The 14864-nt window shown below is 47.0% G+C and carries 12 protein-coding genes and 1 riboswitch; of the genes, 8 read left to right on the plus strand and 4 right to left on the minus strand.

Features of this window, described 5'->3' with window-relative positions; translation table 11 throughout:
* Positions 1 to 7 precede the first annotated feature (7 nt).
* The 5 genes from murA to rseP all read left to right on the plus strand — a co-directional run bounded on the left by murA (position 8) and on the right by rseP (position 5456).
* Complete coding sequence (murA, locus tag KSX81_RS05595; protein WP_004296796.1) at positions 8 to 1312, plus strand: UDP-N-acetylglucosamine 1-carboxyvinyltransferase; 1305 nt, start codon at positions 8 to 10, stop codon at positions 1310 to 1312.
* Entirely contained in the window at positions 1309 to 1851 is a 543-nt protein-coding gene (rimM, locus tag KSX81_RS05600; RefSeq protein ID WP_004296795.1) for a ribosome maturation factor RimM, read from the plus strand. Before murA ends, rimM begins: the two co-directional genes overlap by 4 nt.
* 75 nt (positions 1852 to 1926) lie before the next feature.
* On the plus strand, positions 1927 to 2787 hold the full coding sequence (locus KSX81_RS05605; RefSeq protein ID WP_004296794.1) for a M23 family metallopeptidase: 861 nt from the start codon (positions 1927 to 1929) through the stop codon (positions 2785 to 2787).
* A 14-nt stretch (positions 2788 to 2801) separates the two neighbouring features.
* Positions 2802 to 3971 (plus strand): 1-deoxy-D-xylulose-5-phosphate reductoisomerase, encoded by a 1170-nt coding sequence (locus KSX81_RS05610; protein ID WP_004296793.1) that lies wholly within the window; start codon positions 2802 to 2804, stop codon positions 3969 to 3971.
* 129 nt (positions 3972 to 4100) lie between these two features.
* The gene (gene rseP, locus KSX81_RS05615) at positions 4101 to 5456 is read left to right on the plus strand and encodes an RIP metalloprotease RseP (RefSeq protein WP_004296792.1); all 1356 of its coding nucleotides are present in this window, start codon (positions 4101 to 4103) and stop codon (positions 5454 to 5456) included.
* A 110-nt stretch (positions 5457 to 5566) separates the two neighbouring features.
* Here rseP and KSX81_RS05620 read toward each other — a convergent pair whose 3' ends face one another.
* A complete protein-coding gene (locus tag KSX81_RS05620) occupies positions 5567 to 6448 on the minus strand; it encodes a hypothetical protein (protein WP_195355745.1) in 882 nt (293 codons plus the stop codon).
* A gap of 187 nt (positions 6449 to 6635) precedes the next feature.
* Between KSX81_RS05620 and KSX81_RS05625 the strand changes: the two genes are divergently transcribed.
* The 3 genes from KSX81_RS05625 to KSX81_RS05635 all read left to right on the plus strand — a co-directional run bounded on the left by KSX81_RS05625 (position 6636) and on the right by KSX81_RS05635 (position 9959).
* A complete protein-coding gene (locus KSX81_RS05625; RefSeq protein WP_004296790.1) occupies positions 6636 to 7973 on the plus strand; it encodes a DUF5690 family protein in 1338 nt (445 codons plus the stop codon).
* A gap of 37 nt (positions 7974 to 8010) precedes the next feature.
* Entirely contained in the window at positions 8011 to 8796 is a 786-nt protein-coding gene (gene phnX / locus KSX81_RS05630; protein ID WP_004306877.1) for a phosphonoacetaldehyde hydrolase, read from the plus strand.
* A 74-nt stretch (positions 8797 to 8870) separates the two neighbouring features.
* Positions 8871 to 9959: a 2-aminoethylphosphonate--pyruvate transaminase gene (locus KSX81_RS05635; RefSeq protein WP_217725610.1), complete on the plus strand. Its 1089-nt coding sequence runs from the start codon at positions 8871 to 8873 to the stop codon at positions 9957 to 9959.
* Positions 9960 to 10060: 101 nt separating this feature from the next.
* Here the strand turns inward: KSX81_RS05635 and KSX81_RS05640 are convergent, their stop codons facing one another.
* The 3 genes from KSX81_RS05640 to KSX81_RS05650 form a co-directional block, all read right to left on the minus strand.
* A complete protein-coding gene (locus tag KSX81_RS05640) occupies positions 10061 to 11464 on the minus strand; it encodes an MFS transporter (RefSeq protein WP_004296786.1) in 1404 nt (467 codons plus the stop codon).
* A gap of 205 nt (positions 11465 to 11669) precedes the next feature.
* Positions 11670 to 12128, minus strand: a complete 459-nt coding sequence (gene nrdG / locus KSX81_RS05645) for an anaerobic ribonucleoside-triphosphate reductase activating protein (protein ID WP_149964998.1) — start codon at positions 12126 to 12128, stop codon at positions 11670 to 11672.
* Positions 12129 to 12130: 2 nt separating this feature from the next.
* On the minus strand, positions 12131 to 14524 hold the full coding sequence (locus KSX81_RS05650) for an anaerobic ribonucleoside triphosphate reductase (RefSeq protein WP_004296781.1): 2394 nt from the start codon (positions 14522 to 14524) through the stop codon (positions 12131 to 12133).
* 39 nt (positions 14525 to 14563) lie between these two features.
* Positions 14564 to 14758: riboswitch (cobalamin riboswitch) on the minus strand.
* Positions 14759 to 14864: the final 106 nt, after the last annotated feature.

Here is a 14864-nt window from a genome sequence, read left to right on the forward strand (position 1 = left end):
AAAATTAATGGCTTCATTTGTAATCGAAGGAGGACATCGGCTTAGCGGAGAAATCCACCCGCAAGGAGCTAAAAACGAAGTTTTGCAGATAATCTGTGCCACGTTGCTGACCGCAGAGGAAGTGACGGTGAACAATATACCTGACATTCTTGATGTCAACAACCTGATTCAGCTCTTGCGGGAGATGGGAGTGACGGTTGCAAAGAAAGGCATTGATTCTTATAGTTTTAAAGCAGAAAATGTAGACCTGGCTTATTTGGAAAGCGATGAATTCCTAAAGAAATGTTCCAGTCTGCGAGGCTCTGTGATGCTTATAGGTCCCATGGTGGCACGTTTCGGCAAGGCATTGATTTCCAAGCCGGGAGGAGATAAAATCGGTCGCCGCCGTCTGGACACTCACTTTGTAGGTATTCAGAATTTAGGGGCCGACTTCCGCTACGACGAAGAGCGGGGTATCTACGAAATAACGGCCGACAGACTTCAGGGAAGCTATATGCTACTGGACGAAGCATCTGTCACCGGAACAGCCAACATCGTCATGGCAGCCGTACTTGCCAAAGGTACGACCACCATTTACAATGCCGCCTGCGAACCCTACGTGCAACAACTCTGCCGGTTACTCAACCGGATGGGAGCCAAAATCAGCGGTATCGCATCCAACCTGCTCACCATCGAAGGCGTGGAAGAACTGCACGGCACGCAACACACCGTACTGCCCGACATGATTGAAGTGGGCAGCTTCATCGGCATGGCGGCAATGACGAAAAGCGAAATTACCATCAAGAATGTTTCTTACGAAAATCTTGGAATCATCCCCGAGAGCTTCCGCCGTCTGGGCATCAAGCTCGAACAAAGAGGAGACGATATTTACGTTCCCGCACAGGAAACATACCAGATAGAATCATTTATCGACGGCTCCATCATGACGATAGCCGACGCCACTTGGCCGGGACTGACTCCCGACTTGCTAAGTGTGATGCTCGTTGTAGCCACACAAGCCAAAGGCAGCGTACTGATTCATCAGAAAATGTTCGAAAGCCGCCTGTTCTTTGTGGACAAGCTGATCGACATGGGTGCACAGATCATTCTCTGCGACCCTCACCGCGCCGTAGTCATCGGACACAACCACGGCTTCAAGCTGCGCGGTGCCCGCCTGACTTCACCGGATATACGTGCCGGTATCGCCCTTCTGATTGCCGCCATGAGCGCCGAAGGAACCAGTACCATTAGTAACATCGAACAGATAGACCGTGGTTATCAGAACATCGAAGGACGTCTGAACGCTATCGGAGCTAGAATCACCCGGATATGATAAAGAAAGAAGAAGTATACAAGATAGGATTATTCAATAAACCGCACGGCATCCACGGCGAATTGCAATTTACCTTCACGGACGATATTTTCGACCGTGTGGACTGCGATTATCTGATATGTCTGCTCGATGGCATCTTCGTGCCTTTCTTCATCGAAGAATACCGCTTCCGTTCAGACTCCACCGCCTTGGTGAAACTGGAAGGAGTCGACAGCGCCGAACGTGCCCGAATGTTCACCAACATTGAAGTCTACTTCCCCGTGAAACACGCCGAAGAAGCGGAAGACGGCGAACTGTCCTGGAACTTCTTCATCGGTTTCCAAATGGAAGACATCCATCACGGACTTCTGGGAGAAGTCATAGATGTAGATACCACTACGGTAAACACCCTTTTCGTGGTTGAAGGAGCGGAAGAAGAGGAACTGCTCGTTCCCGCCCAGGAGGAATTTATCGTAGGAATAGACCAGAAACAGAAACTCATCACGGTGGAACTTCCCGAAGGGTTGCTCAATCTGGAGGAATTGGAAGATGACCGGTGAGAACGAATCAAACGATGAGCCGCTCATCCACTGAAAATAGTAAATAGTAAATCGTAAAAACAGTAAATACCCGAGATGCCAAAGAGAAGACGAAGTAAAGCTTTCTGGAAAAATTTCAAGTTCAAGTATAAACTAACGATCGTTAATGAAAATACACTTGAAGAAATTGTCGGACTTCGCGTATCCAAGCTCAATGGACTTTCCGTATTACTTTGCGTGCTGGCGGTACTTTTCCTGATCGCTTCCTGCATCATCACTTTCACCCCGCTGCGCAACTACCTCCCCGGATACATGAATAGTGAAGTCCGTACACAAATCGTGGACAATGCCCTGCGTGTAGACTCTTTACAACAAGTGCTCAACAAGCAGAATCTTTACATCATGAACATTCAGGATATCTTCAGTGGAAAAGTATCCATCGACAGCGTGCAGACACTCGATTCACTGACCACTGCCCGCGAAGACACACTGATGGAACGTACCAAACGGGAAGAAGAATTCCGCCGTCAGTATGAAGAGAATGAAAAATATAACCTGACCTCCATCACTTCCCAACCGGACGTGACCGGACTCATTTTATACCGTCCGACACGAGGTATGGTGTCCGACCACTTCAATGCCGAGAAGAAACATTACGGCACCGACATCGCCGCCAATCCCAACGAAAGTGTATTGGCAACCATGGACGGGACCGTCATCCTAAGTACATACACCGCCGAGACAGGTTATCTGATTGGCGTACAACATAACCAGGATTTAATTTCAATCTATAAACACTGCGGCTCCCTCCTGAAAAAGGAAGGTGAACGCGTGAAAGGAGGGGAAGCCATCGCTCTGGTAGGAAACAGCGGCACACTTAGTACAGGGCCGCACCTCCATTTCGAACTTTGGTATAAAGGTCATCCGGTAAATCCCGAAAAATACATCGTATTTTAAGTGATAATAGAAAAATGAATATAGAGACTAACAAAAAGAAAAAACAAATAGCTATCCTAGGCTCAACAGGCTCCATCGGGACGCAGGCTCTGCAAGTCATCGAAGAACATCCCGACCTGTACGAAGCCTATGCGCTGACAGCCAACAACCGCGTGGAACTACTGATTGCCCAGGCACGGAAGTTCCAGCCGGAAGTGGTAGTGATAGCCAACGAAGAAAAGTATTCCGAACTGAAAGAAGCATTGAGCGACCTGCCCATCAAAGTGTACGCAGGCACAGACGCTATCTGTCAGATTGTAGAAGCAGGCCCCATCGACATGGTGTTGACAGCCATGGTCGGTTATGCCGGACTAAAACCAACCATCAACGCCATCCGCGCCAAGAAAGCGATTGCGTTGGCCAATAAAGAAACATTGGTAGTAGCGGGCGAACTGATTAATCAGTTGGCACAACAATATCGCACTCCGATTCTGCCGGTAGACTCTGAACACTCTGCTGTTTTTCAGTGTTTAGCGGGAGAAGTGGGTAACCCGATCGAGAAAGTGATATTGACAGCCTCCGGAGGTCCGTTCCGCACTTGCACCTTGGAACAGCTGAAATCCGTCACAAAGACGCAAGCCTTGAAACATCCCAACTGGGAAATGGGAGCAAAAATCACAATCGACTCCGCTTCCATGATGAATAAAGGTTTTGAGGTGATCGAAGCCAAATGGTTGTTCGGTGTTCAGCCCAGCCAGATCGAAGTGGTGGTGCATCCGCAATCAGTCATCCACTCGATGGTGCAGTTTGAAGACGGAGCTGTCAAGGCACAACTTGGGATGCCAGATATGCGCCTGCCCATCCAGTACGCATTCTCCTACCCCGACCGTATCAGCTCTTCTTTCGACAGACTCGATTTCTCCCAATGCACGAATCTGACGTTTGAGCAACCCGATACGAAACGGTTCCGCAACCTGGCACTCGCCTACGAAGCGATGTACCGCGGAGGGAATATGCCCTGTATCGTCAATGCTGCCAATGAAGTAGTGGTAGCCTCTTTCCTGAAAGACGGCATCAGCTTCCTCGGCATGAGCGACGTAATAGAGAAAACAATGGAACGGGTTGCCTTCATCGCCAATCCGACATACGACGATTATGTAGCTACGGATGCGGAAGCAAGGAAAATAGCAGCCAGTCTGATATGATCCGCTTCATCCCATTGATGAACAAAGAAAATAAAGAAATTGATTAGTATTAATATAAATTGAAAATAGCCTTTATATCCTCTCTTCGGTAGAGAATTAGTTGAAGGCTTTAAACTGTAAATAGACTATATGGAAACATTTTTGATTCGTGCCCTGCAATTGATTATGAGCTTATCCTTGCTCGTTATCGTTCATGAAGGCGGGCATTTTCTTTTTGCCCGTTTGTTTAAGGTGCGTGTAGAAAAATTCTGCTTATTTTTTGACCCTTGGTTCACCCTTTTTAAGTTCAAACCCAAGAAAAGTGACACAGAGTATGCAGTAGGCTGGTTGCCATTGGGCGGTTATGTCAAAATAGCCGGCATGATTGATGAGTCGATGGATACCGAACAGATGAAACAACCCGAACAACCGTGGGAGTTCCGCTCCAAGCCGGCGTGGCAACGTCTGCTGATAATGGTGGGTGGCGTACTGTTCAACTTCCTGTTGGCACTGTTCATCTACTCCATGATTCTTTTTGCATGGGGCGACCAATATATAAAGGTACAGGAAGCCCCTCTTGGTATGGAATTCAACGAGACTGCCAAAGCGGTAGGTTTCCAGGACGGTGATATCCTCCTTTCTGCCGACGGTGTTCCTTTCGAACGTTATGACGGCGACATGTTGAGCCAGATTGCCGATGCACGCGAAGTAAGCGTCATCCGTAACGGGGCAAAAGCCTCCGTCTATATCCCGGAAGACCTGATGCAACGTCTCTTGGCAGACAGCGTCCGCTTCGCCTCCTACCGTTTCCCGTATGTTATAGACAGCGTAATGGTGAACTCTCCTGCCGCACAAGCAGGAATCCAGGCAGGTGACAGCATCATCGCCCTGAACGGAACCCCGATCTCTTTCTCCGACTTCAAAGAAGCGATGGCAGAACGTAAGAAAAACGAAGCAACCCTGCTCAAAGACAGCATAGATCCGCGTCTAATCACGCTGACTTATGTGCGTAACGGTGCAACAGACACGCTAAGTATGCGTGTAGACTCCGCCTACCTGATGGGTGTAACCGCCTGTCTCGTCACAGACCGTCTGCTCCCTATGGTAAAAAAAGAATATGCTTTCTTTGAATCCTTCCCCGCAGGTGTCTCCCTCGGTGTGAAAACCCTGAAAGGCTATGTAGGAAACATGAAATACCTCTTCTCAAAAGAAGGAGCCAAACAACTGGGCGGCTTCGGAACGATCGGCAGCATCTTCCCCGCTACCTGGGACTGGCACCAGTTCTGGTATATGACAGCCTTCCTTTCCATCATCCTGGCTTTCATGAACATCCTCCCTATCCCCGCATTAGACGGTGGCCACGTGCTCTTCCTCTTCTACGAGATGATAGCCCGCCGCAAACCGAGCGACAAGTTTATGGAATACGCCCAGATGACCGGTATGATTCTGCTCTTCGGTCTGTTGATATGGGCTAACTTCAATGATATTTTGCGATTCTTCTTCTAGCGAATATAACAATAGAAAGATAGAGAAAACATATAAAAAGAATTATCCCGGATGAAAAAGGTTTTAAAAACCAATTTTCATCCGGGATCTTTTTTTATTGTTGTTTGTCTTTAAATCTTCAACATCTTCTTCTCTCTCTCCAAATCCGTCTCATCCAACTTAGGCGAAGGCACCGTGCACGTTTTGATATAATCTCCCTCCTGACACGTATAATTATAGTACACCTCCAATTCCGGAGTCAATTCCACCCGCGGAACCAGACACCCTTCCATCTCCAGAAACTGATTAACATCCGTACTATCCGACTGTTTCACCAGTACAATACGACGCGCAATCGGATTATGATTGTAGTCCAGACAGAGATAAAGCCCTTTCAGCATATTCGGAAACTCATAATGCGGAAGTTGCAGGTAAATAGTCACCAGCGCAAACTGTGGCAAATCCCTTTCGTTGAACATCAGGTAAGAGTTCTGATGATTACTGATAATCCCGCTCCCCCAATGCACCGACTTATACGCATTAATCATCCCCACCTTCACATACTCATTATTCTCGGAAGCACAAATCATGTACGGCTCGATCTTCAAGCTATCCGTAGAAGACGACAAACTGTAACTAAGATACATACCGCTATAATTATACACCTCCTGCACAGACTCCTTCGCCTCCTTCCCCAGCAACTTGATAAAAGAGTTGCCATTCTCCGCCTCGCTCTGCACGTCCGGCTCCATCTCCTGAAGCAACAGCCTCACCGATCCCACATTATTTAATAAGCGTTTCTTGGAAACATTATTCACCAGTGCCAAAGCTTCATCCAGCGCCTCGTCCGGTGTGCGTGTTTTCAATAAGTCGATATAAGCGGGAAGCACACTCGAATACAAAGCAGACAACACACTCGGAGCCATATCCACCCGGTCGGCAATTTCTTTCATCTTCACCCCGTTGTTGCGCAGGTACTCTATTCTTTTATAAATATCCGTAAGTTCGTCCATGATTTTTCGGTTTGTTAATTGATTCCGTTGCAAAGGAATGACTAAGGTATTATGTTTGTATTGCATGAATATTACATTAATATTTCAGTACACTTAAAGGCTCATATATACAATATGATTCATTGAAATTCATTTTTTCGTTCGCTCCGACACCCTACTTTTGCACCGGAAACAAAAAAATAGCATTATGAATTTCAAAGAAAAACTGTCGCCTTCGGCCCAAAAGAAACTTTCCGATTTACTCTTTATCCTTTATGCGGGAGGAGCGGCACTGCTATCCTATTCATTAGTCTACGCACTACGCAAACCGTTCACCGCCGCCACGTTCGACGGCATGGAACTATTTGGTATGGACTATAAGATAGCCACCAGCATCATCCAGATATTCGGATATATGGTATCCAAGTTTATCGGGATCAAACTTATTTCCGAACTGAAGAGAGAAGGCCGCCTGAAATTCATTCTTGTTTCTATTTTAGTGGCCGAACTCTCTTTGGTTCTTTTCGGATGCCTGCCCCGCCCGTTCAATGTGTTGGCGTTGTTCTTCAACGGACTGTCGCTTGGCTGTATGTGGGGAGTCATCTTCAGCTTCCTCGAAGGACGCCGGGTGACGGATCTGCTCGCTTCCCTTTTCGGACTCAGTATCGCAGTCAGTAGCGGCACAGCCAAATCCATCGGACTTTTCGTTGTCGACACCCTGCACGTCAGTGAGTTCTGGATGCCTGCACTGATCGGTGCGGTAGCATTGCCCTTGCTGGCAGGACTGGGCTATATCCTCGATCACCTGCCCAAACCGACTGCCGAAGACAAAGCACTGCGTGTGGAACGTGTCACTCTCAACAAACAACAACGCTGGAACCTGTTCCGCAGCTTTGCTCCCATATTGACACTGCTTTTCTTCGCCAACCTCTTTCTCACCGTTTTGCAAGATGTCAAGGAAGACTTTCTGGTGAAAATCATAGACGTCAATGCCGCCGGACTTTCCCCGTGGGTATTCGCCAAAGTGGACGGTGTAGTCACACTGATTATCCTGGCTATTTTCGCCACCCTGGCAGTGATGAAAAGCCACATCAAAGTACTTTCCGTTCTATTGACACTTGTCATTGCGGGAGCAATCACACTTAGCACTGTGGCATTCAACTACCATACCCTGCAACTTTCTCCGCTCGTGTGGTTATTTATCCAGAGCCTCTGCCTCTATTTTTCTTACTTGAGCTTTCAAACCATCTTCTTCGACCGCTTCATCGCCTGTTTCCGCATCAAGGGAAATGTAGGTTTCTTCATAGCGATGGTCGATTCCATCGGCTACACAGGCACAGTGGTGGTATTGGTAGTGAAAGAATGTTTCAACCCGGATTTAAATTGGCTGGAATTCTACAATACGATGGCAGGGACAGTAGGAATCGTCTGCACCTTTGCGTTCACCTTAGCAATGATTTATCTGACACAAAAATACAGAAAAGGGAAACAGGGTGAAATACGCGGGAACGAATCTTGCCCCGTCCCCTCCCTCGCTTCTTACTAATTTCTGACGAATAAACCAATATTATATAGAAACAAGAATGAAAAAGATTGAATGTATTATTATGGACTGGGCTGGTACAGCCGTTGACTATGGATGTTTTGCCCCCGTGGCTGCTTTTATCGAAGCATTTGCCGAAAAAGGACTGGTAATCGATGTTGTACAGACCCGCAAACCAATGGGACTACCCAAAATTCAACACATCCGCGAACTACTTTCCATGCCTGACGTGAACGAACAGTTTACCGCCCGTTACCAACGCGCCTGGACGGAAGAAGACGTGGTAGAACTAAACCGCCTTTTCGAGAAGCATCTCTTCGCCTCTCTCGAAAACTACACAGACCCTATTCCGGGAGTAATCCCAACTTTGGAAAAATTGCGTGCCGCAGGTATTAAAATAGGATCGACCACCGGCTATACCCGCGAAATGATGGATGTAGTTCTCCCCGCCGCACAGGCAAAAGGATACCACGTGGATTATTGCGCCACTCCCAACCTACTTCCCGCCGGACGTCCCGCTCCTTACATGATTTTTGAGAACCTGACGAAATTAGCAGTCCCCAGCCTCGACGCCGTTATAAAAGTGGGTGATACGATTGCCGATATTCTCGAAGGAGTGAACGCGAAAGTGTATAGTGTAGGCGTGATTCTCGGCAGCAATGAAATGGCACTTACCGAAGCAGAAACAAAATCAATGCCTGCCTCCGAACTCGAAGCCCGCATCGCCGATGTCAAAGAGCGCATGCTTGCCGCAGGAGCTTCTTACGTGATACGCACTATCGAAGAACTTCCCGCACTGATTGAAACGATCAACGCCGGCAACTAACATTCAAGCCCGCACCCAACAATCAGAAAAGAAACAAAATCATTTATTTATTCATTTCTAAAGAAAACATCATTATGAAACCATATTTGTTATTAACTCCGGGACCTCTAACCACCTCTGAAACAGTAAAAGAAGCCATGATGACCGACTGGTGTACATGGGACGAAGACTACAACCTCGGCATTGTTCAGGAACTCCGCAAAGACCTGGTTAACATCGCCACTAAAAAACCGGAAGAATACACTTCCATCCTTTTACAGGGAAGCGGAACCTATTGCGTGGAGGCCGTTTTAGGCGCCACCATCACCCCGAAAGACAAACTCCTGATTTGTAGCAACGGAGCCTATGGCGACCGTATGGGCAACATTGCAGAATATTACCATCTCGACTACGACATGCTGGCTTTTGAAGAAACAGAGCAGGTATCAGTTGAATATGTAGACGATTATCTTAGCAATAACTCCGATATCACACATGTCGCTTTCGTTCATTGCGAAACAACGACCGGTATCCTGAATCCGATCAAAGAACTGTCCCACATCGTCAAGATGCATGGTAAAAAGCTGATTGTAGACTGTATGAGCAGCTTCGGAGGTATCCCCTTAGATGTAAACGAACTCGGTATCGACTTCCTAATCAGCAGTTCCAACAAGTGTATTCAGGGTGTACCGGGATTCGGATTCATCATCGCCCGCCGTTCGGAATTAAAATATTGCAAAGGAGTGGCACGCTCTCTTTCCCTGGACATCTACGACCAATGGGAAACAATGGAAAAAGGACACGGAAAATGGCGCTTCACTTCACCGACACACGTTGTCCGTGCTTTCAAACAAGCCCTGACCGAATTGATTGAAGAAGGAGGTGTAGAAGCACGTTACCAACGTTATTGCGAAAATCACCGTATTTTGGTGGAAGGAATGCGTGCACTCGGATTCAAAACACTGCTCGAAGATGACATCCAGTCGCCTATCATCACTTCTTTCCTTTATCCGCATGAAGGATTCGACTTCAAAACATTCTATTATGCACTGAAAAATAAAGGATTCGTGATTTACCCGGGAAAGATTTCAAAAGCAGATACCTTCCGTATCGGAAACATCGGTGATGTGCATCTGGAAGACTTCCGCCGTCTGGTAGAAGTCATACGGGAAACGAAATACTAGAAAGTCAAATCTTTCAAGTTCATCTTGAATGATTACTTACTGATATGTTGTATGATGTTCCTGTGAAGTTCTGAAAGACTTAATCCTCTTTCAGGACTTCATTATTTTCTTTTCAGGGTGGAAGGCTGTGATAGCCTCAAGCTACTGACGATAGCTGCCACAACGGCAAACCCACTCCCTACCATCAGGCAAACAGCCGTGCTCCGGCTATGAGTGACAAAGCTGAAAAGCAAGGCAACCAATGTTGTTCCGGTGGTCTGTCCCAACAGGCGGGCCATTCCCAGCATCCCACTGGCCCCTCCCGAACGCTGCGTAGGAGCGGAAGAGATAATTGTACTGTTGTTTGGCGTCTGAAACAATCCGAAGCCTGCACCGCATAACATCAAACGCAGGATAATACTTATATCAGATGATTCGGCAGTCAGACTGGAAAGCGAGAAAAGCCCGATGGCAAACAAAACCATCCCGATACTTCCCAGTATACCGGGGTGAATACGCTCCACGAGATACCCTGCCAATGGAGCCGTGACCAGCGTAGCCAACGGCCACGGAGTAAGCAAAAGTCCGGTCATCACCTCACTGTGTCCTAAAGTGTTCTGCAGGAAAAAAGGCAGGGAAACCATTGCCGACATTTGAGCGATAAAGGAACAAATGGAAGTCAGGATGGATAACCGGAAAATCGGAATCCGCAACAGGTCGAGCGGCAATAGCGGAGTAGTCTGCGTGAGTTGCCGGCGCACATAGTACGTGCCTACCACTGCCAATACAACCAGTTGGATGAAAAGGAAATCCATTTCCTCGTGATGGGCGAATCCGTCCAGCGTATATATAAGCAGGCCGAAGGTAACCGCATTCGCTATGGCGCTGATATAATCAAACTTGCGTTTCGAGCGTTCCTCCTGCCTTGGCAGATGTTTGATGCCGAGGAACAATGCGGTAAGTCCTAACGGAACATTAATAGCAAATAACCAGTGCCAGCTGGCAATAGAAAGAATACCGCTCGCCACAGAAGGCCCGGCGGCAGCCGATATGGCAACGACCATCGCATTAATCCCCATTCCCCGCCCAATCTGGCTCTTCGGATAGATGTAACGTAGCTGTGCCGTATTCACGCTGGTGATGGCAGAGGCACTGAACCCCTGAAAAATACGGGCGACGGTTAGCGTCCAAAACGAATCGGACAAGGCACAAATCAACGAAGTGATGCAAAACAGACCGATACCTGAAAGAAAGACTTTCCGGTAACCGATGATTTCACCCAAAGCGGAAAAAGACAGTAGCGATATGACGATAGCCAGCTGATAGCCGTTGATAATCCAGGTTGTTACAGCGGGAGAAGTCCCAAAATCATGCGAAAGCGTGGGTAGTACGATATTGACGATGTTAATATCCAATACCGACATACAAAGAGCGAATCCGACGGACACCACCGCCCAAATACGCTTAGGCATCGGCAATCCGTCGGTTTCCTCTATTTTTTGAGTTGAATTTATCGATTGTACCATAAAAACTTATTCTTGTAAGTAGTCATTCTTTTTTCACCATAAAGCAACGCAGGGATGCAAACACAAACACCACCGACTACAAAAAAAGCACCGCGTTACTCTGTGATGAAAAATGATTCACTTGGTTTCGTAAAGGTAAACAAAACAATGGTACAGGTGTTTTTGTTTCCTTTGAAAAATAAGTTTTTTTAGTGGAGAAAAGTCGTTACTTCAACTTCAAGATCCGTTGATTACTGCTTCCCCTGAACGCCAGATACGGAGAGAAAAGAGCCTGCTCGAAGCGTCCGTCCACCAACACATCTATATAATCAAGGGCAGCACTCAAGCGGGGCTGTGCCTTGATTTCTTCGTAGCTATATCCTGTATAGCACCACACATTCATCCCCGTCTCCTCTTTCACCCGTTTCAGTAAAAGCAGAAACTCCTCCGGATGGAAGAACGGATCACCACCGGAAAAAGTAACACCGTCCAGCAAAGGATTTGCCTTGATTTCACGGATGATGGACTGTATTTTTTCTTCCGTCAACTCTTCCCCCGCCCTCGGATTCCAGCTCTCCGGGTTGTGGCAACCAGGACAGTGATGGGAACATCCGGCAAGATAAATAGAGTACCGGATGCCTTCACCATCGACAATCGTTTCAGGATAAGTTCCTAATAAATTCACTTCTACAGGTGTTTTACGCGGTCTTGTTCTTCTGCCCGTTTAGCAGAGTTCCAGGAACTCAAATCGCCTGTCAGGTAACCGGTTATACGGCGCATACGAAGGATGCTTTCACTCTGGCACACCGGACATTTATCGAAGATAACCCCTTTGTAACCACAGTTATGACAAGTATCTACCGGGTGATTGATAGAGCCGTAGCCAATCCCCTCGTCGTGCATCACTTTCACAATCTTGGCGATGGCACGTACATTCTTCTGTGCTTCACCGTCCAGTTCTACATACGTGATATGTCCGCCGCGCGTAATGGCGTGGAACGGAGCTTCACGCTTGATTTTCTCAACGATGCTGATCGGTTCTTTCACGTCTACGTGAAAAGAGTTGACATAATAGTCGCGGTCTGTCACTCCGGGGATTTTTCCATATTTCCGACGATCCATTTTAGTGAAACGTCCCGAAAGTCCTTCGGCAGGAGTAGCCAGAACGGAGTAGTTCAGGTTATATTTCTCTTTATATTCGTTTACCACTTTATTCATTTCCATCACCGCTTCATACAGCGTGTCCCATGCTTTCTGGTTGTGGCCGTGACCTTGTCCGTAGAGAGCCACCATCGCGTTGTGTCCGCCGATAAATCCGATACCCAGCGTACCGCTGCGCAATGCATCACCCACCTGTTCATTCGGGTTCAGCTCACCGCCGCCTTTCCACACATTATTTCCCATCATGAACGGGAACTGACGTGCCAGGGCCGTACGCTGATACTGATAACGCTCGTAAAGCTGATCGGCTACAAGCACGGACATTTGGTGTACGGATTCGATGAAAATTTCTTTTGCCTTCTGTTCAATGGCATCCTTGTTGCGTTCATCCTCTATCAGGTTTTCCGCCTTGATGCGGGCTTCAATTGCCAGTCTCGGCATATTCAGCGTAGTGAATGAAAGATTGCCACGACCTAAAGAAGATTTTTCTCCTGCCACATTTTCAAATACACGGGTACGGCAACCCATCGTCGCCAATTCGTAGATGTAACGTTTCGGATCGTCCGCTCTCCATTTTTCGTTTTGGTTGAAAGGTGCGTCGAGAAACATGAAGTTCGGGAACAATGCTTTCGCCGTAGTCTGGCAAGCCTTCAACAGCAAGTCGAAGTTGGGAGCCTCATAACGGTCGGTCATTGCCTCTTCGATATTTTCCGCTTTCATTGCTTTCTCAAAGTCTTTTTCCGAGTAAGAAACTCCGTCTTTCACCTTGAAAATCTGGATCGGGAATACAGGCACCTCACCTCTTGTACCCAATCCTTCAATGGTAGCTTTCAGCAATTCTTCGATCACCATGCGGCCTTCGGCAGAAGTGTCCGTACCGTAGTTGATGGAGCTGAATACCACCTGATTACCGCCACGTGAATGCATCGTGTTCAGGTTGTGGATAAATCCTTCCATGGCCTGATGGGTATCTTTGCGAGTCTGCTGATAAGCTTTCTCAACGATACGGGCAAGGTGTTCCTTATCTATAATAATCTGTAAAGCCACCAAAGCAATGCGCAATGTTTCGCGTTCGGCTTCAGTAGTCTTGATAGACGGAAGATATTCTTTAATCAATGTGCGGATGGATTTCTCATCGGCCTGATTTCCGTTTTCCATGGCGACATAGAAATTGATGAACGATGCCAGATGCTTGCGGAAAGATTTGGCCACACCTTTTGCCATGAAGAAATCGAAAGCAGGAATTGCCTGTCCGCCATGCTGCTCATTCTGATTCGTCTGGAAAATAATAGTAGCCAACGTAGCATAACTCTGGATGCTTTGCGGGGTACGGATACTACCGTTCTTGGTGCGAAAACCACGTTCAAAGAGGTCATCCATATCATATTGGATACAGGTCGTCGTCTTTGTCGGATAATAATCCAAGTCGTGAATGTGAATATCTCCCAACTGGTGCGCTTCGGCAAAACGTTTCGGCAACAGGTATTTATACGTATAATCTTTGGTTACTTCGGAAGCGAACGTCATCATCTGTCCGGCAGGCGTGTGACTGCTCATGTTGGCATTGCTCAAGTTGACATCGTTCTTGTCGATAGCAACGATGCCGTCCATCACTTGCTTCATCTGGGTTTTCTTATCGCGCTCCGTATTCCGCCATTCGCGATAAATAATATATTTCTTCGCTACTTCCGGGCGTACTTTCATCAACGACTTTTCTACTAAATCCTGAATCTCTTCTACGGTAATAGTAGGAGTAGTAAACTGACTGATTACGTTCATAGTGATGTCAGCCACCAACTGCTGCTCATCCTGAATACCTGTTGCACTGAATGCTTTACTAATTGCATTCTTGATCTTACTGATAGAGAAATCTTCTCTCTTACCATCACGTTTGATGATACAAATTTCCGCGTAGTTCATAACTTTAACTCCCGAAAGTTTAAATTTAAAATATTGATAACTAAAAGAAAAAGTTCCGGCAGGTCTTCTGACTTATCCCTCCCTCGCAACACCTTCCCACACCGACATCAATGCAGTGGCTTATTGTGCGGATTCTTAGAGAATTACAGCAGCGGGTACTGTCGCCGATTTACACAGCGTTCCCTCATTGACTAAACCTCTTTTAGCTCCGAAACCGGATACAAAGATAGAAGATAATCTAATAGCTTGGTTAGCTTTTAACATTAAATTTCGGGAAACATTTCTTTCTCGCTGATACAGAAAGTTTTCCAAAACGGAAAACTTTTTTCTGATTTTAACG

The organism is Bacteroides sp. MSK.18.37, from assembly GCF_019129155.2.
GTDB lineage: Bacteria > Bacteroidota > Bacteroidia > Bacteroidales > Bacteroidaceae > Bacteroides > Bacteroides ovatus.